The following is a 22,414-nucleotide window of genomic DNA, read 5'->3' on the forward strand; positions in this document are numbered from 1 at the left end:
AAAGCCAGAGCGCCTCTGGCTACTTCGTCGCGGGCGCGGCCTGGGTGGGCGGAGTGGTTCCCGCCGGGGCCGCCGCGGGCTTCGCGGCGCCGCCCTTGCGCAGGGGACACGCGGCGATGGCGCCCGAAACGTCGATGGCGTCCTGGCCCTCGCTCACCTTGAGCACCTTGCGGTCATCGCCCACGACGAACGTGTAGCGCTTGGACACCGTCACCAGCGGCATCTTCACGTCGTACGCGCCCACCACCTTGCCGTCCGGATCCGGGATGAACAGGAAGGGCGCCTTCAGCTCCGTCTTGAAGCGCGTCAGCGTCTCCGCGTCGTCCGTGGAGAAGGCCAGCACCTGGCCCTGCGCCTGCTCGATGTCCTTGTAGCGGTCGCGGTACGCGGTCAGCTCCTTCGTGCAGCCGCCGGTGAACGCCCTGGGGAAGAAGGCCACGATGACGGGCCCCTTCTTCACCATCTCCGACAGCGTGTGCGTCGCCCCCGCGGTGTCCTTCACCGTGAAGTCCGGGGCGGTTTCACCCACCTGGGGAATCGCTGCGCTGAGCCATCCGACGACGAGCAGGGAGTTGAGCATGCCCGGGACTTAACGGGCCCCGGACACCGCGACAAGCCCTCGCGTCCCCGGGCGCCCCCAGGCTCTACGACGAGGACATGCGGGCCCACACGGCGGCGGCGGCCTCGCGCGACTGCTCGGCCACCACCGTGGGGTTCACCGACAGCGGCCTGCGCGCCCACACGCGCCACACGCCGTCCACCATCACCGCCTCCACGTGGCGGCTGCCCAGTCCGTGCACCACGTGCCACGCCAGCGTCTCCGCGGTCAGCGGCGTGGGCGACAGGTAGTCCAGCACCAGCAGGTCCGCGAGCGCGCCCTCGCGCATGGGGCCGATGGCCGCCTCGAACACCTGCGACGCCAGCCGGTGGCCGTTGGCCAGGTAGCGCAGCACGTCGATGGGCTGCCCCGCCTCACGCGAGCGCAGGTACGCCGCCTGCGCCTCCGCGAACAGGTCCGGAGACGTGCCGTCCGTCCCCAGCGACGCGCGCGCCCCGAACTTCAGCGCGGGTGCGTAGCCCACCTCCTGGCCCTGGTTGGAGCGCGGCGTGTGCAGGAACCACGTCCCCGTGGCCAGCACCTGCGCCAGGTCCGCCCACGCCAGGTGGCCCACGTGCGCCGCCATGGCGCGGGGCGACAGCAGGTTGCTGGTGAGCAGCCGCGTCACCGGCGGGTTGCCGTGACGCTCGGTGGACAGCCGCTCGTCCAGCGGATCCTCCGCGAGCGGGAAGTGCAGCCCGGTGCCGGTGGTGTTGAGCGCCTCACCCAGGCCCTGGAGCGCGTCGTCGCCCAGCGTGAAGCAGGGGCCCGCGCCCACCTGCCCGCGGAAGCGGCCCCGGGCCTTGCGCGCGAAGCTGACCGTCTCTTCCAGCCCCTCTTCGCGGCCCACCGCGCCCATGCGGTCCGTCACCGCGTAGGACAGCACGCCACGCACGCCCACCTCATGGAGGCCGCGCGCCGAGCGCAGCAGCGAGCCCGTCACCGCCTTGGGCGAGGCGTGCAAATCAAACAGGGTGGTGGTGCCGCACTGGATGGACTCCAGGCCGCCCGCCGTGGCGGCCACCTGGACCGCGTCCAGGTCCAGCGCGTTCTCGAAGGGCCAGCGCACCTGCTCCAGCAGGGCCTGGTAGGACGTGGGCGTCGGACGGACCAGGCCGCGCGCCAGCACGCTCGCCAGCCGGTGGTGGGCGTTGACGAGCCCCGGGAAGACGAGCTTGCCGGACAGCGCGACCACCTCGTCGTCGGGGCCGGGCGCGAGGTCCTCGCCTCGCGCCACGATGCGCTCACCCTCGATGCGCAGGTCCACCCGCTCTACGGACGCAGGTTCCAGCTCGACGACAAAACCACCCTTGAGGACGGTGCCCAACATCCCTCCCTGCATCCGCGACGGTACGCGAGGTTCGTGAAGGCGGCCCCCTCCCCTTAGGGGTCACGCTTGAGGCGGGGGACGTTAGCACTCCCGGCCGGTCCTCCGTCATCGACTCCACACATCCCTGCACCCACACCCGTCGTCCCGGCCGGTCCAATACGGTGGGCATGTCCGGGCTGGCCGAGGCCAGGCAGGCAGGCAGCGCGTCATGGCGTTGGGCGCCGGGGGCTCGGGCCCGTAGACTGCCGATATCTTGGTGTCGGAACCCGGCGTTTCATGGGCAGGCCGCTACCGCTTGAGCGCGCGCATCGCGACAGGCGGCATGGCGGAGGTGTATCTGGCGCGCGCCATCAGCCTGGAGGGCCAGCGCGGCCCGGCCGTGGCGGTGAAGCGGCTGATGCCGCACCTGGTCGCGGACCGGCGCATCGTGCAGATGTTCCTCAACGAGGCGCGCATCACCGCGCAGGTCCGCCATCCCAACGTGGTGTCCATCCTGGAGCTGGGCATGGAGGGCGGGGAGCCCTTCATCGCCATGGAGCTGTTGGAGGGGCGCTCGTTCGCGGAGGTGCGGCAGGAGGCCGCCGAGCGAGGCCAGCGCGTTCCGTTGGGCATCACCCTGCGCGTGCTGGTGGATGCGTGCCGGGGGCTGGACGCCGCGCATCGCGCCGTGGACGAGGCGGGCCGGCCGCTGCGCATCGTCCACCGCGACTTCACGCCGGACAACATCCACGTCGGGGCGAACGGCGCGGTGAAGGTCATCGACTTCGGCATCGCGAAGGCGGACGCGCTGGGGGCGGGGACGGAGCCCGGGACGCTGAAGGGGAAGTTCTTCTACATGTCGCCGGAGATGATCGCCGGCCGCAGCGTGGACCACCGCGCGGACCTGTTCGCCGCGGGGGTGATGCTCTACGAGCAGCTGTGCGGCCGGCGGCCCTTCACCGGCATGTCCACCGACGAGGTGCTCACGCGCATCTCCGAAGGAAGGCCGAAGCCGCCCACCACGTTCGACCCGTCCGTGCCGCAGGCGCTGGAGGCCGTGTGTCTCAAGGCGCTCGCGAAGGACCCGGAGGCGCGCTTCGACAGCCTGCAGACGTTCATCGCCGCCATCGAGATGCTGGGCGGGCACGCGGAGGTCGCCGCGCCGGCGCAGGTGGCCGTGTACCTGGACACGTTGTTTCCGCCGGACCGGGACCCCAAGCGGCTGGCGCTGCGCAACGCGAGGCTCGCGGATCCATCCAATTCAGGCGCGGATGGAACCCCCGGCATGGACGTGCTCCCACCGTTCGGCGTGCAGGGCATCCCGTCCTGGCCCGTGCCTCCGCCGGTCTCCGCTCCGACGGCCTCGCGTCCCCTTCCGCCCCTGGGCACCCACACCGTGTCGATTCGCGGTTCGACCCGGCCCGTGACGGCGGAGATCCCCGTCGCGACCTCGGGCTACCCGGCGGAGGGCGCCACGCACGGAGTGGCCTCTGGCGAACTCCAGGCCCCGGCGTCCGGTAGCAAGGGGCGCGGCGAAGCTCCGGCGGGCGCTCGCGCTCCGGCTTCGCGTGGCGCTCCCCGGTCGCGCAAGGCCCTGGCCATCGTCGGGGGCGTGCTCGTGCTGGGCGGACTGGGCGCGGGGGCCACGTGGTACCTGCGGCGCCCGGACATGCCGCCCCCCGCGCGGATCGCCGCCGCCGAAGCCGCGACCACGGCGGAGGCGAAGGTGTCCGCGCTGGACGGGCTGGGCAAGGACGTGCGCGCCACGGCCGAGGAGCTGGCTCGCGCGGGCGCGCTGCTGCTCGCCGCGGGCGCCCACCCGCAGGCCCTGGCGCTGGCGGAGGCCTATACCACTCGCTTCCCGAAGGAGGCGGAGGCGCACCTGCTCGCCGCGCGCGCCGCCACCGAGCTGCGCATGGGCAAGCGCGCGGAACGCGCCATCGACGAGGCCACCGCCCTGGCCCCCAAGGACGTCCGCGCACCGCTGGCCCTGGCCGACCTGCGGGCCCTCCAGGGTGACGTGCCGGGGGCGTTGACCGCGCTCGCGAAGGCGTACGCGCAGGCGCCGGGCTCCGCGAAGGTCGCTCCCCGCTACGGCCAGCTCCTGTCGCAAGGAGGCCGGCTGGACGAGGCCGCCACCGTGCTGTCCGCCTGGACGCGCCAGCACGACGACGCCGCGTCCCTGGCGGAGCTGGGCTTCGTGCGCTTCCGCCAGGAGAAGCTGGACGACGCCGTCGCACTGCTCAAGCGCGCGCAGCGCAAGGCCCCCACGCTCGCGGTGGCCCATTCCTACCTGGGGGCCGTCCTCTTCCGGCAGGGCGACCTGCGCGGCGCCGAGCGCGAATACCGGGAGGCCGAGCGTCTGGCCCCGGACGATCCCCGCGCCCTCACCGCGCGTTGCCAACTGCACGTCCACGAAGGCGACACCGCCCGGGTGGCCGAGGTGAAACGTACGCTGGCGGAAAAGTTCCCGGACCGGGCGCAGGCGCTCGCGGCGGAGTGCGGCACGGGGAACTAGCTTCCTCCCCATGCGCCTTCGCCTCCTCGCCCTCGCCGCGTCCAGCCTGCTGCTGACCGCCACGGCGTGCGGATCCACGGACGAATCCAATACCCCGCCCGACGAAGAAACGGACCTTCCGGGCACCTCGGCGGGGGACGTGCCCCCCGCGGACCGCACGGCCTGCTTGGGCCTCACCGTGACGCCTGGCACCTACGACTGGACGGTCGAGCAAGGCGGCCACACCCGCGCCTTCCGCGTCCACGTGCCCACTGGCTACGACGCCACGAAGCCCACGCCCGTCGTCCTCAGCTTCCACGGCTTCGGCTCCACCGAGCAGGAGCAGGAGGCGCTGACCGGCTTCTCCACCCTGGCCGACGCGGAGGGCTTCATCGCGGTGTACCCGCGCGGCCTCAACTTCCCGGAGATCTACGGCCGGGGCGAAGCGGACACGCGGGGATGGAACGGAGAGGCGTGCTGTGGCCCGGCGCAGATTGCCAACGTGGACGACGTGGGCTTCGTGGACGCGCTGCTCGCGGACCTGGACACCCGCGTGTGCACCGACCCGCGCCGCGTCTTCGCCAACGGCTTCTCCAACGGTGCCTTCTTCTCCTACCGGCTGGCCTGCGAGCGCGCCCAGCGCATCGCCGCCATCGCTCCCGTCGCGGGCATGGTGGGACTGCCGGACTGCCGCCCGTCCCGCCCCGTGCCCGTGCTCCACTTCCACGGCACCGCTGACGAATCCATCTACTACGACGGAGGCGAGAACCTCACCGTCGTCGGCGGCAGGCCCTACCCGTCCGCGTCGGAGTCCGTGCGGCGCTTCGCGGAGTCCAACGGCTGCACCGGGCCCCAGCAGCAGACGTATCAGCAGGGCAACAGCACCTGCGTGGCGTATACGGGCTGCAAGCCGGAGAGCGCCACCGCGAGCTTGTGCACCGTCACCGGCGGCAAGCATGCATGGCCCGGCCAGCCCTTCTACAATGGCGGCACGCCGGACCTGGACGCGTCCCTGCAGATGTGGCGCTTCTTCCAGGCACGACCCCGCCCCTGAAGGAGGCCAGGCCACGCCGCCCCGCGCACTCATCATCAACGCCGATGACCTGGGCTACGACCCGGGCATCACCCGGGGCATCTTCCAGGCACTGCGCGAGGGCGTCGTCTCCTCCGCCACCCTGCTGGTGAACGCGCCGGACTCCGAGTCCGCCGCGAGGCAGGCCCGGGGGCTCGCCATCGGGTTGCACCTGAACCTGGACCGGGGCGCGCCCGTGGACCCGGGCTTCCCACGCGAGTGGTGCACCGTGGATGGAGGCCTCGACGGCAGCCGTGTGGATGGGCTTCCCGTGGACGTGGTGGAGGCAGAGGCGCTCGCGCAACTGGAGCGGCTGGAGCGGCTGCTGGGCCAGGCCGCCACGCACCTGGACGTGCACAAGCACCTGCACCGGCATCCCCAGGTCCTGGAGGGACTGTCACGCGTCGCGAGGCGCGCGGGCCTCCCGGTGCGCTCCATCGATGCGGACATGCGCGGCGCGCTGCGGGCCCGGGGCGTGGCCACGAACGACCACTTCGTGGGCGAGTCCGGCGCGACGGCGTACTGGACCCCGGAGCGCTTCGCCCAGGCCCTGGCGGCGCTGCCCACCGAAGGCGTCACGGAGTGGATGTGTCACCCAGGCCACCTGCCCGAGCTCGTCACCACCCGCTACGCCGTGCAGCGAGAAGTGGAGCGGGCCACCTTCGTGGATGCCCACTCGCGCACGGCCCTGGAACAAGCGGGAGTGCGCCCCAAGGACTACCGCGTCCTGCACGAGGCCCCGCTCACGCGGGCGTGACGGGCGGAAGCTCCGACTCCACCGGCGTCAGCGTCCTCCGAGCGGGCAGCTTCACGCGGGCGTGACGAGCGGAAGCTCCGACTCCACCGGCGTCAGCGTCCGGCGCTTCTCGCGCGTCAGCACGGTGCGCACGCCCGCGAGCAGCTCCTCCGGACGGTACGGCCGGGGACACAGCGCGGCGTTCTCCTGCGCCCACCACGGCCGCGCATCCCCCGCCAGCAGGATGGGCACCGGCCGCGCGCGGGGCAGCGTGGCGAAGGTCTCCAGGAAGCTGCCCACCGGGGACTGCGTGGCGCTCGTGGACAGGACGATGAGGTCCACCGGCAGGTGCGTCGCCTTGCGCAGGGCCTCCGCGCCGCTCTGCACGGTGAAGACCTCGAAGCCCTCCGCCCTCAGGGTGCGCTCCGCCGTGGCCTCCTGGCTCGAGTCCTCGTCCAGCACCAGCACGCGCCGGGGCAGCCTGCGCACCTCGTGCGCGGGCATGCGCGGCAGGTCCAGCAGGAACGTGGAGCCTTCGCCCTCGCGGCTGCGGAGCGCCAGCGCGCCGCCGTGCATCTTCACGATGGAGTGGCTGATGAACAGGCCCAGGCCCAGCCCACCGAAGTTGCGGTGCGACACGTTGCGCGCCCGGTAGAAACGCTGGAACACCAGCGCCTGATCCGCGCCCGGAATCCCGATGCCGTGGTCCTGCACCTGGATGCGCGCGGACTCGCCCGTGCGCCCCACCCGCACCGCGATGGGCGCCCCCGCCGGACTGTACTTGTGCGCGTTCTCCAGCAGGTTCACCAGCACCTGCTCCAGCCGATCTCTATCGCCCAAAACCCAGACGCCGTCGTGCGGCACGTCCACCGTGAAGGGACGCTCGAAGGCGTGCCGGAAGTGGTCCACCACCTCCGCCACCAGCTGCCCCACCTCCAGCGGAGACGAGTCCAGCGCCAGCCGGCCCAGCTCCAGACGGCTTGCGTCCAGCAGGTCCTCCACCAGCCCCGCGAGCCGGTCCACCTGTCGCTTGGACTTGAGCACGCTCGAGAGCGCCACCGGCTGCCCCGCGGCGATGCGGCGCTCCATCGAGTACAGGCCCAGCTTCAGCGGCGTGAGCGGCGTCTTCAGCTCGTGCGACGCGATGGACATGAACTCCTCGCGCACGCGCAGGGCGGACTGGGCTTCGCGCAAGAGCCGCGCGTTCTCCACCGCCACCGCCAGCTGGCTGGCCGCCGCGCTCCACATCTCCAGCTCGCGCACGGAGAAGGACGCGCCCTGTTCCTTGTAGATGAGCAGCAGCCCCACCGTGCGGCGCGGCGCGCACAACGGCACCGCCGCGAACACGGAGCCCACCGCGTCGCCGTAGCCACGCTGGATGCCCAGCTGCGGCTGACGCAGGGCCAGGGCCTGACGGTAGGGGTCCTCGGACGGGTCGAACGCGTCCTGGGGCGCGTCCAGGCCCTCCAGGTCCGACACCGCCATGCGCTTGAGCGTCGCGTCGTCCTCTTCGTAGAGGAACACCTCCGCGCGCCGCACCTGGGCACACCGCACCAGCGACACCACGGCGGCCGAGCAGACGCGGTCGACCTCCAGCGACTCACCCACCGCGCGGGCAATCTCCCGCACGGCCTGTGAAAATGCTCCCTCGTCGTCCACGCCGGACGGCTCCATCACCAACCACGCCCCGGCCGTGCCGTTCGTGTGGGTGGGCTTCACCTGCACACGCACCTGCCGGAGCGTGCGGGTGATGACATGGCCGGAGTGGGCCCGGTGCTCGCGGATGGCGCGCTCCAGGGCATCCAGGCTGCGGCCGGGCTCCAGGGCCTCCAGCAGGGTGCCGCCCGGGGAGAGCGTCACGCCCGTCTTGGCCGCGAAGCCCTCCTCGCACCATTGGACGCGCAAGTCAGGACCCACGCGCAGGAGCGCTTGGGGCAGGCACGAGAGGACATCCTCGACGTCATTGGGTGGCAGCATGAGGGGCGGGACGCGCTCGCTACAGGGGTCGCCGGAGGGAGATAGGAATCCCCGAGCATGATCGCCAACCGCCCCCGGACGTTCTCCTGTCCCGGAGGGCCGCGGCACGTTGGAACCCGAACAGAGCCGTCACCTGGCAGCCAGGGAGGCGACGTTGTGCAGGGCGGTGACACGCGCCGAACGTGTGCTACACGACAGCGCATGTCCTCCAAGCCGTCCAAAGAAATCCAGACCTTCCCCAACCCCGCCGCCGATCGCGACTACGAGATCGCCTTCGACGTGCCGGAGTTCACCTGCCTGTGCCCCCTGACGGGCCAGCCGGACTTCGCGCGCTTCACCATCAAGTACGTGCCGGATCAGCTGTGCGTGGAGCTCAAGAGCCTGAAGCTCTACATGTGGTCCTACCGCAACGAGGGCGCCTTCCACGAGAAGGTGACCAACACCATCGCGGACGACATCATCAAGGCCATCCAGCCGCGCAAGCTCACGGTGGTGGGTGACTTCTTCGTGCGCGGCGGCATCGGGACCATCGTCACCGTCACGCACGACAAGAAGCAGCAGGCCTGAGCGGTGCCTCTCAGCGGGTGAGCTGCTCCAGGAGCGGCGCCCACTGGGACTGGGACAGGTAGAGGCCGGTGCCCGCCGCCGCGATGCCGGCGGTGAGCGCGGCCAGCACCCACTTGAGCTTGCTCGGCGCGCGCTTGGGCTTCTTCGTGGCGAAGACGTCCAGCACGCCCAGCTCCTGCTGGGTGAGGTGGGCCAGGGCCTCCGTCTCCGTGAGCTTCTCGCGGTAGCGCAGGAAGGCCACGAGCAGCGCGGGGTGGGACACGCGCACCTCGTGGGCGAGGAACAGGTCCAGCTCGCGGCGCATGGCCGCGGCGTCCGGGAAGCGGGCCTCCGGCTTCACCGACAGCGCGCGCTTCACGATGCGCGCGAGCGGCGGCGGCACGTTCGGAGCCACCTTCTGGAGCGGCGTGAACTTGCCGTCGCGGATGCGGGCGAAGACTTCTCCCGCCGTCTTGCCCACGAAGGGGCGGGTGCCGGAGAGGGCCTCATAGAGGAGCACGCCCAGGGAGAAGATGTCGGTCCTGGCGTCGATAGGCGCGCCGGTGACCTGCTCCGGGGACATGTACGACGGCGTGCCCACGGCCATGCCCTGCTGGGTGAGGGCTTCGAGGCTGACGTCCTTGGCGATGCCGAAGTCCATGAGCTTCACCTCACCAGACTTGGTGAGCATGACGTTCGCGGGCTTCAGGTCGCGGTGGATGATGCGGCGGAAGTGGGCGTGGTCGAGCGCACTGGCGATGCGCGCGCCAATGACGGCGGCGACGTCCGGAGGCAGCGGGCCGTCCTTGATGAGGCCGTGGAGGGTGGGCCCGTCCACGTACTCCATGACCATGAAGAGGCTGTCGTTCTTGTCCACCAGGTCATAGAGCGTGACGATGTTCTGGTGGCGGAAGGCGGCGAGCGCCAGCGCCTCGCGGCGGAAGCGCGACAGGGCCTCCTGGTCGCGCTGGCCTTCAGGGAGCAGTTCCTTGATGGCGACCTCGCGCTGAAGCAGCTCGTGCAGGCCGCGATACACCAGCGCCATGCCGCCGCGGCCCAGCTCGCCGAGCACGCGGCAGGCGCCAATCTTGCGGTGACGGATCCTCTCACTCTTCTCTGCGGCGGCGACGGTCACGGGTCGCAGGGTATCGATTCACGTCTCATGCGTCGATGGGCCCTCCCTGGCGAGGTGGATTCGCACAGGTGTGGTGGAAAGGCGCGGTGTCGCTGTCTCACGCCAGGGGGCCTACCTGTGGCGCGGGGACTGGCAGGATGGCGACATGGGACTGGGACGCCGGACGGATTGGCTGTGGGTGTTCGTGGCGGTGGGGCTGAGCGGCTGCGCGGGGCCACGTCCGCGCACGTATGCGCAGCAGGGCATGGACTCGGTGTCGAACACCTGCCGGACCCAGCCGGCGCTGTGCACCGGGCCGGAGTCAGTCATGCCCGTCCCACGCGCGGCGCAAGTGGCCACGCTGATGGCGGGGGCGAAGCTGGCCCTGGACGCGGAGGCGAAACAGGCAGTGGAGTCCGTGCTGAAGAAATGCGCGGATGATGCACGGTCGGAGGTGTTGTTCCGGTACCAGGATGGGAAGGACCCTACGGTCGCGCAGTGCAACGAGCTGGTTCGCAATGCGCGGGGTGAGACCGTGTCCCGCGCCATCTGGCTGGGGGAACAGATGCACGCCGTGGCGCTGGCGTGCGCCGGAGAGGGCTTGGAGGCCGTGATTCCAGGACGCTTCAGCATCGAGCCGACCTACCGACCTGCTCAACGCACCGGCACCTTCACGCCCTTGAGTAACGAAGAAGTCGAACTGCTCAAGCAACCCCGCTTCCTGTACGAGCTGAAGGGGACGGTCTCACCGGACGTTGTCATCCACACCGGTGACCTCATCCGAGTCAGCATGGTCTACGATTTCAAGTTCTTCTGTTCGAACGCCGCCACGACCTCCGCGCCCGGGTGGCGGCCCCTTTCAAAGAGCGCTTCGCCCACCGATCCGACACAGAAAAACACCTATATGGACGCCTTCAATCTAGGCCCTGAACAGGTTCTTCGCGTCATTCCCAGATGGGGGATCCTCCGATGACAAGCCTGCCCCGCGTTCGGCTCTACATCAGGAGTGACTTCGAGGCGGATCTCCTCGCAGTGCGTGACGGCATCCAGTTGTGTCTCTTCATGCCGCAAGCACACAACGCCTTGAAGCCTCGGATACAACGGGCGCTCGACCTCTATCGGAAGGCCATTGGAAAGGACGCCCTAGGCTTCTATGGAGATCTCGACGGCCAGTGGCAGACACTCGACACGGAGAGTTGGCAGCACATCCATCACAGGCTTCACGACGGAGATGTCAGCCATCTTCAATTGCTGGGCGCCCCCACCTCGGACGCTCCCACTGAAAGCCACCGGTACAAGTTCCATTACGTGGGGTACGCGCTCGATCGCCCCCCCGAAGACCTCTACTGGCCGGACGCTGTCAGCGCACTGCGACTGACCTTTCCCACGGAGTTCCTGGAGGCCCAGGGTCCCGAGCGCTTCCGAGCACTGGCGATTGAGATTGCCGGTGTCCTCCCCTTCGGTTCGGGCCATGCGGGCCTTTCATTCAACGGCGAGCCCCTGGCATCTGTCGTCCGAGATGAGGTGAAGGCACTGAGCTTCCGCCATCCAGCCATGGACGTGCTGGAATTTGACGATGTGGCCCGGGACCTGGGCACCCGCGTGCGCGCCCCGGCATGGATGAACTTCCTGGGTCCACCGGTCCTCCATGAACTGGGTGGAGTGGAAGGCCTGCGCTCCCGGCTGCACGCGCCGGACACCACCGTGCAAGCACTAGGTCCAGACCGGGCTGTCGTCACGCTGGGCCCATGGCCGGAGGCCGGTGACACCGAACAGGGCCAGACGTTGCCTGCCTACCGGGAACTCGCGCGCGTGCTCGAACCCTGGCTGTACCAGGAGGCCAGGTCAGAGGACTCCGACTTCTTCACCATGACGCGCCGCTGGCAGCGCCGATTCCTCGACTGAGCGCTCCACCTCCCGTTCCCCTCCGCCCTGCATCGTCCCGTGAACGTTCCCATGCTTCTTCCATCCAAGTGCCTGGGAGGACGCCATGACGGAACAGGACGCATACATCCAGAAGATGGAAGCCGAGCAGCGAGAGGCGACCGCTCGCTTCCGTGAAATCGAAGCCCAGGCGGACCTGGCCGACAGTGAGGACACGCTCGATGTCCTCACCGGAGCCCGCGCCTTCAACGACGACGTCAACCGCGAGATCCAGGCGCTCCGCCGCGCGGACCAGCGCGACTGGGACCGCGTCAAGGCCGGCGCGGAGAAGGCCCACAGCCGCTTCCGTGAGCACCTGGACCGCGCCGGCACCCGGTGGGCAGAGCTCCGCGAAGGCTACAGCCGCCAGCGCGAAGCCGAGCTGAAGGAGCTGGGCGCGCAGATGGACGGATGGGTCGCCGCCCACAAGCGCAGCCGGGCCGAGGACTCGCTCCTCACCCGCGAGGAGCTCGACTTCATCACGCGCGGACTGAAGAACTCCGGCGAGCTGCTCAAGAACCTGCGCAACGCGCGCGGGCATGTCTGGAAGACGGCCCGCGATCAGTACGAGGCCAACTGGCGTGAGCTCCAGGAGCGCTCCCGCCGCATCCGCGCCGACGGCGCCCTGGATGAATCCGGCGCCTCGCCCCCCTGAAACCCCATCTTCACCAACGCCACACGGTTGTCACACGGCTACGCTAGGAGTCGCCCCCACCTTGAGGGGCACGGCCCGGAAGGACCGTGCCCCTTCAGGCGTTTTCGCCCGCGAGCCCATGGCCCTCCCCGCCCGTCCCTCCCCGACTCCCGTCCTCGCCGCCATCGATGTGGGCACCAACGCCGTGCGCCTGGAGCTGGCCCGCCCGGACGCCGAGGGCTCGCTTGAGACCCTCCACCAGGAGCGAGACCCCATCCGCCCCGGCGAAGGCGTCTTCACCACCGGCGAGATGCCCCCGGAGACGGCCGACCGCCTCCTGTCCACCCTGCGCCGCTACGCCGCCCTCTGCCGTCGCCACAAGGCCCAGGTGCGCGCCGTCGCCACCAGCGCCCTGCGCGAGGCCCGCAACCAGCAGGACATCGTGCGCCGCGTGCACGAGGAGGCCGGCCTGGAGCTGGAGGTCGTCAGCGGCAAGGAGGAGGCCCGCCTCATCTGCCTGGGCGTGCTGCACAGGAAGCCCGCCAACACCCGCTCGCTCCTCGTGGACATCGGCGGAGGCAGCACGGAGGTGGCCATCGCCACCGGCGAGAAGCCCGACGAGCTCTGGAGCCTCTCCCTGGGCTCCGTGCGCCTCACGGAGGTGTTCGACACCGCGCGCGCCGTGACGCCCAAGCAGCTGCGGCTGATGCGCAGCTTCGTGGAGGAGACGCTCCACAAGACGCTCCCGGAGAAGCTCCCCGCCCTGCCCCGCGTGGCGCTGGGCTCGTCCGGCACCATTGGCGCCGTGGTCGGCTTCGCCGCCGCGGAGAACGGAGGCAATGCCACCGTGCGACAGCTCACCCAGACCGTGGAGGCCCTGGCGAAGATGCCGCCGGAGCGCCGCCGCAAGCGCTTCGACCCGCGCCGCGCGGACATCATCGTCTCTGGCGCCGTCATCCTGGAGGGCGTCGCGCGCCACCTGGGCGTGGAGTCCGTCAGCGTCGTCAACCGCGGCCTGCGCGACGGCCTGCTGGTGGACCTGCTCTACCGCCAGGACGAAACGCGCGAGGACCACAGCCTCGCGGACGCGGCCATCGTCATGGGCCAGCGCTTCCGCTTCGACGAGAAGCACGCCCGCCAGGTGGCCCGCCTGTCCCTGGCCCTCTTCGACGGACTGGCCTCGCTGCACCAGCTGCCCCTGTCCGTGCGCCCGCACCTGGAGGTCGCCGCGCTGCTGCACGACATCGGCACGGCGGTCAGCTACGAGCGCCACCACCGCCACACGTACTACCTCATCCACAACGCGGACATCCCGGGCCTGGCGGACCGCGAGCGTGAAATCATCGCGCGCGTCGCCCGCTACCACCGGCGCTCCCCGCCGGAGCTGTCCCACTCCGGCATGGCCGGGCTCACCCCGTCCGAAGCGCGCCGCGTGCGCAAGCTGGCCACGCTGCTGCGCCTGGCGAACGCGTTGGACCACAGCCACCACCAGCCCATCCGCGACTTCAAGGTGACGGACGGCCGCGAGGCGGTGACGCTGCACCTGCACGCCCGCCAGCCCCTCGACCTGGAGCTGTGGAACGTCGAGCGCGAGGTCGCCTCCTTCCGCAAGGTGTTCGGCAAGCGGCTCGCCATCCAGGTCCACTCGACCGGGCGATAGGGCCACTGCCTCTCCGCCCGCTCTCCAGTGGAGGGAGCGCGGCGCCGGTCCTGCCCGGCCCCACCGCCGTGCCCAGAGTCCAGACGAACGGGTCCCGTGTGCCTTCGCGAAGGCGCCGTGGGCCTTCACGTCTTTCGAGGCCCTGGCGGGGCAAGGAGCGGAACATGAAGGCAGTCGTTTTCCATGGCATCGGGGACATCCGGCTGGACGACGTCGCGGAGCCGAAGCTGAAGGAGCCCACGGACGCCATCATCCGGCTGACCGCCAGCGCCATCTGCGGCACGGACCTGCACATGATCCGCGGCACCATGGCGGGCATGAAGCCCGGCACCATCCTCGGCCACGAAGGCGTGGGCGTCATCGAGGAGCTGGGCAAGGACGTGCGCAACTTCAACGTGGGCGACCGCGTGGTCATCTGCTCCACCATCGCGTGCGGCAACTGCTCGTACTGCCGCGCGGGCTACTACGCCCAATGCAACGACGCGAACCCCAACGGCCCCGCCGCGGGCACCGCCTTCTTCGGCGGACCGGAGATGACGGGCCCCTTCGACGGCATGCAGGCGGAGAAGGCGCGCATCCCGCACGCGGCCATCACCATGGTGAAGGTGCCCGAAGGCGTCACCGACGACCAGGCCATCCTCGTCTCGGACATCTTCCCCACGGGCTACTTCGGGGCGGAGATGGCGGAAATCAAACCCGGTGACACCGTGGCGGTGTTCGGCTGCGGACCGGTGGGCCTGTTCGCCATCGTGAGCGCGAGGCTCCTGGGCGCGGGCCGCGTCTTCGCCATCGACAGCCACGAGGACCGTCTGGCGCTCGCGAGGGCCCAGGGCGCGGAGGTCATCAACTTCGAGCAGGAGGACCCGGTGGAGACGCTCAAGCGCTTCACGGCGGGCATCGGCGTGGACCGCGCCATCGACGCGGTGGGTGTGGACGCGCAGCACGCGCACCACGGCCCGGCCGCCAAGAAGGCCAAGGCGGAGAAGCCCGAGTTCAAGCGCGAGGTGGAGCAGGTCGCGCCCAAGCAGAAGCCGGACGGCGACAACTGGGTGCCCGGCGACGCGCCGTCGCAGGCCGCGCAGTGGGCGGTGCAGTCACTGGCCAAGGCGGGCACGCTGTCCATCATCGGCGTGTACCCGCAGACGATGACCGCGTTCCCCATTGGCGAGGCGATGAACAAGAACCTCACCCTGCGCATGGGCAACTGCAACCACCGCAAGTACGTCCCCAAGCTGCTGGAGCTGGTGCGCTCCGGCACGGTGGACCCCACGGCCATCCTGAGCCACGTGAAGTCCATGGCCTCCGCCATCGACGCGTACCGCAACTTCGACCTGCGCAAGCCGGGCTGGGTGAAGGTGGAGCTGGAGCCGGGCGTCACGGTCCAGTGACGCGTCACGCATCCAGGATGAGGCTCGTGTCGCCGAACTCGTGCCCCAGGTAGCCCGCCGCTTCCGCATGCGCCGAAGCCCGGAGCAGGAGCGGAAGCGGCGCGAAGGCCTGGAGCAGCGCATGGTGGCTGCTCCCCGGGTCGTGCACGCCGGTGAGCAGCCCGTGCACCACCCGGGGCACGTAGCCGGGCCCAAGCAGCAGGTCCGTCACTTCCTCGCCCGGCACCAGCATCCCGTGTTGTGTCACGCGCCCTTCCAGTGCGCGCACCACGGTGGTGCCTACCGCCACCACACGCCCACCCTGCCCTCGCGTCTCTTCCACCAAGGACACCGTGCGCTCGGGGATGTCCGAGCGTTCGGGCCGGGGCAGCGCCGCGTCCAGCGCCGCGTCGCCCGTGGAGGAGAGCCCCGCCGCGTGCGTGAGGGATGCCCAGCGCACGCCGCGCGCCTTCATCCGCAGCAACACGGACGCGGTGAGGGGCAGGCCCGCGGAAGGCATCTCCGCGGCCCACGGCCGTGAGGCGTAGAGCGTCTGCACGTGCCACAGCGCGAGCGGCCCCGCCGTGTACGCGTACTGCACCGGACGGCCCGCTGAGTAGAGGGCCTGCCAGAGCGCCGCGCCGGTCAGGTCGAAGGCCACGCGCAGGAGCCGAGGGGATGGAGGCAGCACCTCCACCACCCGCGCGGTGAGTCCGCCGACTTCCAGGCGTGCGCCCACGGGGAGCTCGGGCGGAGGGGTCCGGTCCTCGGTGCGCCGGCGCCAATCGCCCGCGCCGAAGAGGACGGCCGTCCAGGTGTCGTCGGGTTCGTGGGAGAGGAGCCGCAGCTCGATGGCGGCGCCCGAGCCGGTGCGGCCCGTGAGGGAGCCGGGCAGCGTGGCCGCGTCGTTCATCACCAGCAGGTCGCCTTCGCGCAGGAGGTTCGGCAGCTCCGAGGCGACGGTGTCGGTGAAGCGTTCGCGGCGGGGCTGCACGTGCAGGAGCCTCGCGGCGTCGGGGTGTTCCCGGGGCCAGCGTGCGGCGTTCATGCGGCCTCCCATCTCGCGGCCTCGAAGCGCTGGCCGGACGCGGTGTCCCGGGCCTCCACGAGCGCGAGGATGCGCGCGGCCACGTCCTCCGGCTTCGCCAGCGTCGAGGGGTCGGCATCCGGGAGCGCGTCGCTGTGCATGCGCGTGTCCATGTCACCCGGGTCCACGGTGAGCAGGCGCACGCCGCTGCCCTCGAACTCCGAGGCCCAGATGCGCGTCAGGTGCTCCAGCGCGGCCTTCGACACGCTGTAAGCGCCCCAGCGGGGATAGGCGGACACGGCGGCGTCGGAGGTGATGTTGAGGATGAGTCCCCGGCCCCGGACGACCATGCTCCCCGCGACGGCCTTCGTCAGACGGAAGGGCCCCAGCAGGTTGACCTCCAGCACCTGCGACACGTCCTCGCAAGCCGTGTCGAGCAGGAGCGGCAGGGGCGTGGGGCCCAGGGTGCTCGCGTTGTTGATCAGGACATCCAGCGGGCCGACCAGCGCGGTGGCGGCACCGACCAGCGGGTAGATGGCCTGCTTGTCCCCTACGTCGAAGGCGAGCCCGTGCACTGTCAGCCCTTGCGCCTTCAGGGGCGCCACCGCCGCCTCCAGCGCCTTCGCGTCGCGCGCCACGCCCACCACCCGGGCGCCCCGCCGGGCGAAGGCTTCCATCAGGGCGCGGCCCAGACCCCGGCTCGCGCCCGTCACCAGCACTGCTTGATTCCGCATGTCCATGGCGTGTCTCTCCTTGAGGCATGGATAGCGGATGGCTTCCGACGAGATGGCATGGGCGCCAATGCATTGGCAGAATGCCAGCGTATGAGCGAAGAGGACCTTCCAGGCAGGCTGGCGCGCAACCTGAGGACGCTGAGGGAGACGCGAGGGGCCACGCAGGTGCAGCTCGCGAAGCTGGCGGGCGTGCCCCGGGCCACCTGGGCGCATCTGGAGTCCGGCGCGGCGAACCCCACGCTGTCAGTGCTGCACCGGGTGGCGGGGGCGCTGCAGGTGTCACTGGAGGAGCTGCTCGCCCGGCCCAAGGCGAGCGCCCGGCACTACCGGCGAGACAGCCTGCCGATGAAGCAGCGCGGCGCGGCCTTCCTGCGCAAGCTCCTGCCGGATCCACTGCCGGGCATGGAGTTCGACCGGATGGAGCTGCCGCCCAAGGCGCGCATCACCGGCGTGCCCCATACACCCGGCACGCGCGAGTACCTGGCCTGTGAGGCTGGGACCCTGGCGCTGGTGGCCAGTGGCGAGCGCTTCGTGCTGGAAGCGGGCGACGTCGTCGTCTTCCGGGGAGACCAGAAGCACTCCTACGAGAACCCTGGCGCGCGCACGGCGGTCGGATACTCCGTCGTGCTGCTTGCTCCGTCGCGGTGAATTTCCAGCAACCAGCAAAAGCTCCAAAACAAGAAGTAACAGCAAAAATAGATTGACAATCTTCACACCGCGCAGCCTGCTGGCCCCAGTCCTTTCACCTGGGGGGTTGAGTGAAGAAGTCTGTTCTATCCGTCCTGCTTTCATCTCTATTGCTGAATGCCTGCGGCGCTGAGGTCCCCGCCGCGCCCGTCGCGACCACGGCCGCGCCCATCGCCACGCAGACCGCGCCGTCGAAGAATCCCCGCCGGTTCGTGCCGGGACAGGCCATCGTGAAGTTCAAGGGCTCCGACAGGGCCCTCACGGACGCCGAGCTGCCTCCGGTCCGAGGCTTCCGTGCCCAGCTCGTCCAGCCTCTCTCCAGCGGCGCGGTGGTGGTGTCGCTGGAAGCGGAGGCGCGGTCCGCCGCCACGTCCATCGCGGAGGAGGAGGCGCGCACCCTGGAGGCCATCGCGGAGCTGCGGCGGAATCCAGACGTCGAATACGCGCATGAGAACCTCTACATGGAGTTCTTCGCCACGCCAACGGACCCCCTGTACTCACAGCAGTGGAACTACCCGGCCATCAACCTGCCCACGGCCTGGAACAGTGTCACCGGCAACGTGAAGATCGCCGTGCTCGACACCGGCAGGCTCGACCATCCGGACCTCAGCGGGGCCTGGACGACAGGGTATGACTTTGGACAGGGGGACGCGGACCCCTACGACACGAACACCTACCACCACGGCTTGCACGTGGCCGGCATCCTCGCGGCGCGCACGAACAACGGCATCGGTGGCGCGGGCGTCTGCTGGGGTTGTCAGCTCATGCCCGTCAAGGTCTCCACCGCCAGCAACGGCGTCCTTCTGTCCGCGGTGGACGATGCCATCCGCTACGCGGCGGACAACGGCGCGCGCGTCATCAACATGAGCTTCGGGACGGCCTACAACCCCAACGCCCCCGCGGCCGTCTATCCCTGCACGAACTACCCCGACATCCAGAGCGCGGTGACCTACGCCGTCGGCAAGGGCGTGGTGGTGGTCGCCGCCGGTGGCAATGACGGCGTGGCGGGTCTGCTGACGGCGAACATCACGCCCGCCTCCTGCACCGGCGTCATCGCCGTGGGCGCCAGCACGCAGACCGGTGCGCGGGCGCCATGGAGCAGCGGCGGCTCTCGCGTCGACGTCATCGCGCCAGGCGGCACCGCCAGCGCCGGCTTCTACGGCCAGGGCATTGGCTGCCCCGCGGACCCCAACACGGCGGACCCGTACAGCGGCACGGACCAGGTTCTCTCGGCCTGGGCCATTGGCAAGCCGGGGGCCACGCTGCTGGCGGGTGACTACTGCCACCGATACCTGAGCGGCACCTCCATGTCCTCTCCGCACGTCGCGGGCCTCGCCGCGCTCATCCTCTCGCAGAAGCCCTCGATGACGCCCGCGCAGGTCACCGCGCGCATCAAGTCCACCGCGACGGCGGTCTCCGGCTGCGGGAGCAACTGCGGCACCGGCCGCATCAACGCGGCGGCGGCCGTCTACACCAACCTCCCGCCCCGCCCGGACAAGGGCCCCTGGTACAACCCCGCGCGCTCCGGCAACGGCCTGGACATCCAGCACCTCGCCTCCGACCAGATCCACGTCACCTGGTACACGTACACGTCCGCGGGCGTGCCCATCTGGTACCAGGCCTACCTCTTCGCGGAGCCCGGCGAGTGGCGGGGCGATCTGCTCAAGACCACCTGGACAGGCTCCAGCGCGACGTTGTCCGTGGTGGGGACGATGCGCATCACCTACAGCAGCGGACTGTGGCGCTTCTACTGGACGCTGGGTTCGCTCTCCGGCAACGAGCCCATCCAATTCCTGGCCTTTGGTAGCGGCAGCTCCGTGATGAACCTGAATGGCCTCTGGTACAACGGCGCGGAGCCCGGCTGGGGCACCAGCTTCAACACGCAGGGCAACACCCACGTCGTCAACCTGACCGTCTACCAGGGCAGCAACCCGGTGTGGCTGCAGGGCGTGGTGAGCAGCACCTCCACGTCGCTGAGCTTCCCGATGGCGTACATCACCGGCACGAACCTCTGCCCGGGTTGCACCGGAACGACGTCGACCTCGGCGACGGCCGCGGGCACCTTCACCGTCAATGGCTCGGCGGGCAGTCCCATTGGAATGGCGGCCTCCTCCGCGGTGAGCTTCCCCGGCGGGACGTGGAACCGGCCCTCCTTCACGCTCAACCGTCTGACGGGGCCATAGGCCGCAGCCTCCGGAAGGGTGACGGCGGCATCTCGTCGATGCCGCCGTCATGCCGGACCGGAGTGTCCTCACTTCCAGGAGGCAGACGATGCGCATGGCTGTCGTGGCGCTGTTCGCGGCCTTGCTGATGGTGGGCTGCGCGGGCGTGGAGGCTTCCTCCACGAGAGGAAGTTCACGGGCCTTCCGACAGAGCGCCCCGCAGGCATCGGATGAGTCCGGCGAGGAGCAGGGCAGTCAACGACTCCACCGGGGTCAACCTGTCCGCATGCCGGTGGGGACGGTCATCCTCGCACCTTCCGGGAAGGTCTCGCGGCAGGCCTTGGAGATGGGCCTGCTGGACGTGGACGCCTTCGAGAAGTTGCTGGTCCGCGCCGGGCTTGAGGACGTGGACGAACTGCCCCTGCACCGCAATCCCTTCACGCCAGACGACGCAGTGGAGGTGCTGGGCCGGCTGATGGAGAAGCCGGTGACGCTCGGAACCTTCCCACCGCGCATGGTGGCGGGGTTCCTGTTGCGGGAGGTGTTGGAGCGCGGCGAGGTCTCCCGCGAGGAGCTGGCGCGGCGGGTGACGCGCTTCGCCCGCGAGCAGGTGGCGGTGCTGCGCCCAGATGGATACCTCGCGTGGGCGCTCAATGGGCGCACACAGCAGAAGGTCGCGCCCATCGCGTGGAGGAACGGCGCGTTCCGCGCGGGCAACTTCGAGCTGGGGGTCTTCTACAGCGGCAAGGGCGGTGTCTTCCGCCTGGTCGATGCGCAGCTCCGGGCTTCGGACTCAAGGCCGCTGGCCGAGGTGTACGACGACGCGGACGTCGTCAACCGCTCGCTGGATGGCGCGGAGGACGCCTTCGTGGAGCTGTACCACGCGCTGGGACAGGTCCTCTCCCGCCCCGCGGACAGCATCGCGGGACTGCGCAATCTTCCCGCGGGTATCGTGGCCCTCATCGCGTCTTCGCCCGAGTACTGGGAGCGCTTCCAGTACATGACGGCCGGCGAGCAGATCCGCGAGACGGCCCGGCTGACGACGAGCGTCGTCGCCATCTGGGGCGCGGCCTCGGCCACGACGCGGACACTGAAGGGGCTGGCGTCGGGTATCGACGCGACGGTGCCCGTGCTGTCGCTCTCAGCGGAAGGCGCGCTGGTGCTGGAGCGCGTCTCGGTCCCCGTGGGACGCACGGCGGCGGTGTTGAGCGGCGCTCCCGGTGCGGCCATCATCATCCAGCGAGGCGATGACTCAGGCTCGGGAGATGGAAGTGGTGGAGGTTCGCCACCGAGCGGGCCAAAGGGCTATTCGTCCTTCAAGTCGTTCAAGCGGGCCATGGGGCCAGCGGGGAATGGGAAGGAGTGGCACCACGTCGTGGAGCAAACCGACGGGAACGTGGCGCGCTTCGGGCCCCAGGCGCTCCACAACGTGGAGAACGTCATCCCGCTCGACAAGGCAATTCATAACTCTGTGAGTGCGTTCTATTCGTCGAAGAGCTTTCAGATGACAGGCTCCAACAGCCTCACGGTGCGACAGTGGTTGAGTGCGCAGCCGTATGCAGCGCAGAGAGAGTTCGGCTTGATGATGGTCGACTATGCAAAGAATGGGACCTTGCCATGACCACCGAAGAGACGGTCGAGGAGTTCGCACAGAACGTGGCCGCTCAAACGGACGCCATCGGGAGAGGCGACGCGAAAACCGGAAACAAGCACGCGGATCGATACATCGCGGCATTCGACCAGTTACGTGCTCTTGGGGATCCTGGGCGTGAAGCATTGGCGGTGCTGCTGACGCATCCTCGGATAGATGTTCGAACCACCGCCGCGACTTGCCTGCTTCGCTACAAGAACGCAGAGGCTCGGGCGGTGCTTGAAGAAGCGGCGAAGGGCAAGGGGCTGTTCTCATTTGGGGCGCAGCAGGCGCTGAAGCGATGGGAAGAAGGGACCTGGTCCCTGGACCCTGCTTGAGAAAATGGCTCAGCACCCACTCGTTCGAACCTACGTAGAAGCAGCGGAGCTGCACGGACAGGCGTCCGTCGAAGGCAAGCACCGGGCTGCCAATACTCAGTACGCCAGGCTCATCACCGCGTGGCGGGAGCTACGAGCGCAGGGGAAGGACGGACGCTCGGCCCTGACGGGACTGCTGCAGGATAGCAATCCTCGCGTTCGTCTCTGGGCCGCATCTCATGCCCTGGAATTCGCTCCCGTGCTCGCGGAGGCGGAACTGGAGCGGCTGGCCCTGGGGCCCGCGGGCGTGGTGCGACTCGACGCAGAGATGACGCTCAGCGAGTGGCGGGCCGGGAACATGAAGTTCACGGAGGACTGAACATGCCCATGCTGAGCGCACGCCACCTCCAATCAAACCTTTAAA

At 69.9% G+C, this 22,414-nt stretch carries 20 protein-coding genes; 14 read left to right on the top strand and 6 right to left on the bottom strand.

The window, feature by feature from the left end:
• Positions 1–19: 19 nt before the first annotated feature.
• Both GTZ93_RS39525 and GTZ93_RS39530 read right to left on the bottom strand, forming a co-directional pair.
• Positions 20–580 (bottom strand): peroxiredoxin, encoded by a 561-nt coding sequence (locus tag GTZ93_RS39525; RefSeq protein ID WP_120577588.1) that lies wholly within the window; start codon positions 578–580, stop codon positions 20–22.
• Positions 581–644: 64 nt separating this feature from the next.
• Positions 645–1,925 carry an amidohydrolase family protein gene (locus GTZ93_RS39530; protein WP_139917114.1) on the bottom strand — a complete coding sequence of 427 codons (1,281 nt, stop codon included), beginning with the start codon at positions 1,923–1,925 and terminating at the stop codon, positions 645–647.
• A 298-nt stretch (positions 1,926–2,223) separates the two neighbouring features.
• Here GTZ93_RS39530 and GTZ93_RS39535 point away from each other — a divergent pair, with 298 nt between their 5' ends.
• The 3 genes from GTZ93_RS39535 to GTZ93_RS39545 are packed head-to-tail and all read left to right on the top strand — an operon-like array spanning position 2,224 to position 6,233.
• Positions 2,224–4,425 (top strand): serine/threonine-protein kinase, encoded by a 2,202-nt coding sequence (locus tag GTZ93_RS39535; protein WP_139917099.1) that lies wholly within the window; start codon positions 2,224–2,226, stop codon positions 4,423–4,425.
• Between the two features lie 10 nt (positions 4,426–4,435).
• Positions 4,436–5,458 (top strand): extracellular catalytic domain type 1 short-chain-length polyhydroxyalkanoate depolymerase, encoded by a 1,023-nt coding sequence (locus GTZ93_RS39540; RefSeq protein WP_139917101.1) that lies wholly within the window; start codon positions 4,436–4,438, stop codon positions 5,456–5,458.
• Positions 5,388–6,233 carry a carbohydrate deacetylase gene (locus tag GTZ93_RS39545; protein ID WP_257979088.1) on the top strand — a complete coding sequence of 282 codons (846 nt, stop codon included), beginning with the start codon at positions 5,388–5,390 and terminating at the stop codon, positions 6,231–6,233. The genes GTZ93_RS39540 and GTZ93_RS39545 overlap by 71 nt, the downstream gene beginning before the upstream one ends.
• A 51-nt stretch (positions 6,234–6,284) precedes the next feature.
• On the opposite strand, the gene GTZ93_RS39550 is transcribed toward GTZ93_RS39545, so the two are convergent.
• Positions 6,285–8,189 carry an ATP-binding response regulator gene (locus GTZ93_RS39550; RefSeq protein ID WP_120577585.1) on the bottom strand — a complete coding sequence of 635 codons (1,905 nt, stop codon included), beginning with the start codon at positions 8,187–8,189 and terminating at the stop codon, positions 6,285–6,287.
• A 201-nt stretch (positions 8,190–8,390) separates the two neighbouring features.
• On the opposite strand from GTZ93_RS39550, the gene queF reads away from it, so the two are divergent.
• Positions 8,391–8,756 carry a preQ(1) synthase gene (queF, locus tag GTZ93_RS39555; RefSeq protein WP_120577584.1) on the top strand — a complete coding sequence of 122 codons (366 nt, stop codon included), beginning with the start codon at positions 8,391–8,393 and terminating at the stop codon, positions 8,754–8,756.
• Between the two features lie 10 nt (positions 8,757–8,766).
• On the opposite strand, the gene GTZ93_RS39560 is transcribed toward queF, so the two are convergent.
• A complete protein-coding gene (locus GTZ93_RS39560) occupies positions 8,767–9,780 on the bottom strand; it encodes a serine/threonine-protein kinase (RefSeq protein WP_249349098.1) in 1,014 nt (337 codons plus the stop codon).
• A gap of 268 nt (positions 9,781–10,048) precedes the next feature.
• Here GTZ93_RS39560 and GTZ93_RS39565 point away from each other — a divergent pair, with 268 nt between their 5' ends.
• From GTZ93_RS39565 to GTZ93_RS39585, 5 genes are all read left to right on the top strand, one after another.
• Positions 10,049–10,822 carry a hypothetical protein gene (locus GTZ93_RS39565; RefSeq protein ID WP_161663325.1) on the top strand — a complete coding sequence of 258 codons (774 nt, stop codon included), beginning with the start codon at positions 10,049–10,051 and terminating at the stop codon, positions 10,820–10,822.
• Complete coding sequence (locus tag GTZ93_RS39570) at positions 10,819–11,754, top strand: DUF3396 domain-containing protein (RefSeq protein WP_161663326.1); 936 nt, start codon at positions 10,819–10,821, stop codon at positions 11,752–11,754. Before GTZ93_RS39565 ends, GTZ93_RS39570 begins: the two co-directional genes overlap by 4 nt.
• A gap of 85 nt (positions 11,755–11,839) precedes the next feature.
• On the top strand, positions 11,840–12,427 hold the full coding sequence (locus GTZ93_RS39575; protein ID WP_139917108.1) for a hypothetical protein: 588 nt from the start codon (positions 11,840–11,842) through the stop codon (positions 12,425–12,427).
• Between the two features lie 118 nt (positions 12,428–12,545).
• Positions 12,546–14,066, top strand: a complete 1,521-nt coding sequence (locus GTZ93_RS39580; protein ID WP_161663327.1) for a Ppx/GppA phosphatase family protein — start codon at positions 12,546–12,548, stop codon at positions 14,064–14,066.
• 164 nt (positions 14,067–14,230) lie between these two features.
• On the top strand, positions 14,231–15,454 hold the full coding sequence (locus GTZ93_RS39585; RefSeq protein ID WP_139923269.1) for a zinc-dependent alcohol dehydrogenase: 1,224 nt from the start codon (positions 14,231–14,233) through the stop codon (positions 15,452–15,454).
• A gap of 4 nt (positions 15,455–15,458) precedes the next feature.
• On the opposite strand, the gene GTZ93_RS39590 is transcribed toward GTZ93_RS39585, so the two are convergent.
• Together GTZ93_RS39590 and GTZ93_RS39595 are read right to left on the bottom strand one after the other, a co-directional pair.
• The gene (locus tag GTZ93_RS39590) at positions 15,459–16,481 is read right to left on the bottom strand and encodes an S-adenosylmethionine:tRNA ribosyltransferase-isomerase (protein WP_180946192.1); all 1,023 of its coding nucleotides are present in this window, start codon (positions 16,479–16,481) and stop codon (positions 15,459–15,461) included.
• Positions 16,478–17,194 (bottom strand): SDR family NAD(P)-dependent oxidoreductase, encoded by a 717-nt coding sequence (locus GTZ93_RS39595; protein WP_276528813.1) that lies wholly within the window; start codon positions 17,192–17,194, stop codon positions 16,478–16,480. Before GTZ93_RS39595 ends, GTZ93_RS39590 begins: the two co-directional genes overlap by 4 nt.
• A 90-nt stretch (positions 17,195–17,284) precedes the next feature.
• Here GTZ93_RS39595 and GTZ93_RS39600 point away from each other — a divergent pair, with 90 nt between their 5' ends.
• The 5 genes from GTZ93_RS39600 to GTZ93_RS39620 all read left to right on the top strand — a co-directional run bounded on the left by GTZ93_RS39600 (position 17,285) and on the right by GTZ93_RS39620 (position 22,369).
• On the top strand, positions 17,285–17,842 hold the full coding sequence (locus tag GTZ93_RS39600; protein WP_139923263.1) for a helix-turn-helix domain-containing protein: 558 nt from the start codon (positions 17,285–17,287) through the stop codon (positions 17,840–17,842).
• Positions 17,843–17,952: 110 nt separating this feature from the next.
• Positions 17,953–20,064, top strand: coding sequence for a S8 family serine peptidase (locus tag GTZ93_RS39605; RefSeq protein WP_161663328.1), 2,112 nt, complete (start codon positions 17,953–17,955; stop codon positions 20,062–20,064).
• Between the two features lie 88 nt (positions 20,065–20,152).
• Positions 20,153–21,664, top strand: a complete 1,512-nt coding sequence (locus GTZ93_RS39610; protein ID WP_161663329.1) for a hypothetical protein — start codon at positions 20,153–20,155, stop codon at positions 21,662–21,664.
• Entirely contained in the window at positions 21,661–22,011 is a 351-nt protein-coding gene (locus GTZ93_RS39615) for a DUF2019 domain-containing protein (protein WP_120597046.1), read from the top strand. Before GTZ93_RS39610 ends, GTZ93_RS39615 begins: the two co-directional genes overlap by 4 nt.
• Positions 22,012–22,015: 4 nt before the next feature.
• The gene (locus tag GTZ93_RS39620) at positions 22,016–22,369 is read left to right on the top strand and encodes a DUF2019 domain-containing protein (RefSeq protein ID WP_139923942.1); all 354 of its coding nucleotides are present in this window, start codon (positions 22,016–22,018) and stop codon (positions 22,367–22,369) included.
• The last annotated feature ends 45 nt before the right edge of the window (positions 22,370–22,414 follow it).

The sequence above is a fragment of the Corallococcus exiguus genome (assembly GCF_009909105.1).
GTDB classification, from domain to species: Bacteria; Myxococcota; Myxococcia; order Myxococcales; family Myxococcaceae; genus Corallococcus; species Corallococcus exiguus.

What these genes read in the sequence shown, in the direction of transcription:
- GTZ93_RS39585 (WP_139923269.1), top strand. Translation starts at nt 14,231, where the DNA reads ATGAAGGCAGTCGTTTTCCATGGCATCGGGGACATCCGGCTGGACGAC.
- GTZ93_RS39620 (WP_139923942.1), top strand. Translation starts at nt 22,016, where the DNA reads ATGGCTCAGCACCCACTCGTTCGAACCTACGTAGAAGCAGCGGAGCTG.
- GTZ93_RS39560 (WP_249349098.1), bottom strand. Translation starts at nt 9,780, where the DNA reads ATGGCGCTGGTGTATCGCGGCCTGCACGAGCTGCTTCAGCGCGAGGTC.
- GTZ93_RS39545 (WP_257979088.1), top strand. Translation starts at nt 5,388, where the DNA reads ATGGCGGCACGCCGGACCTGGACGCGTCCCTGCAGATGTGGCGCTTCT.
- GTZ93_RS39615 (WP_120597046.1), top strand. Translation starts at nt 21,661, where the DNA reads ATGACCACCGAAGAGACGGTCGAGGAGTTCGCACAGAACGTGGCCGCT.
- GTZ93_RS39575 (WP_139917108.1), top strand. Translation starts at nt 11,840, where the DNA reads ATGACGGAACAGGACGCATACATCCAGAAGATGGAAGCCGAGCAGCGA.
- GTZ93_RS39550 (WP_120577585.1), bottom strand. Translation starts at nt 8,189, where the DNA reads ATGCTGCCACCCAATGACGTCGAGGATGTCCTCTCGTGCCTGCCCCAA.
- GTZ93_RS39540 (WP_139917101.1), top strand. Translation starts at nt 4,436, where the DNA reads ATGCGCCTTCGCCTCCTCGCCCTCGCCGCGTCCAGCCTGCTGCTGACC.
- GTZ93_RS39600 (WP_139923263.1), top strand. Translation starts at nt 17,285, where the DNA reads ATGAGCGAAGAGGACCTTCCAGGCAGGCTGGCGCGCAACCTGAGGACG.
- GTZ93_RS39570 (WP_161663326.1), top strand. Translation starts at nt 10,819, where the DNA reads ATGACAAGCCTGCCCCGCGTTCGGCTCTACATCAGGAGTGACTTCGAG.
- GTZ93_RS39525 (WP_120577588.1), bottom strand. Translation starts at nt 580, where the DNA reads ATGCTCAACTCCCTGCTCGTCGTCGGATGGCTCAGCGCAGCGATTCCC.
- GTZ93_RS39610 (WP_161663329.1), top strand. Translation starts at nt 20,153, where the DNA reads ATGCGCATGGCTGTCGTGGCGCTGTTCGCGGCCTTGCTGATGGTGGGC.
- GTZ93_RS39580 (WP_161663327.1), top strand. Translation starts at nt 12,546, where the DNA reads ATGGCCCTCCCCGCCCGTCCCTCCCCGACTCCCGTCCTCGCCGCCATC.
- queF (WP_120577584.1), top strand. Translation starts at nt 8,391, where the DNA reads ATGTCCTCCAAGCCGTCCAAAGAAATCCAGACCTTCCCCAACCCCGCC.
- GTZ93_RS39590 (WP_180946192.1), bottom strand. Translation starts at nt 16,481, where the DNA reads ATGAACGCCGCACGCTGGCCCCGGGAACACCCCGACGCCGCGAGGCTC.
- GTZ93_RS39595 (WP_276528813.1), bottom strand. Translation starts at nt 17,194, where the DNA reads ATGCGGAATCAAGCAGTGCTGGTGACGGGCGCGAGCCGGGGTCTGGGC.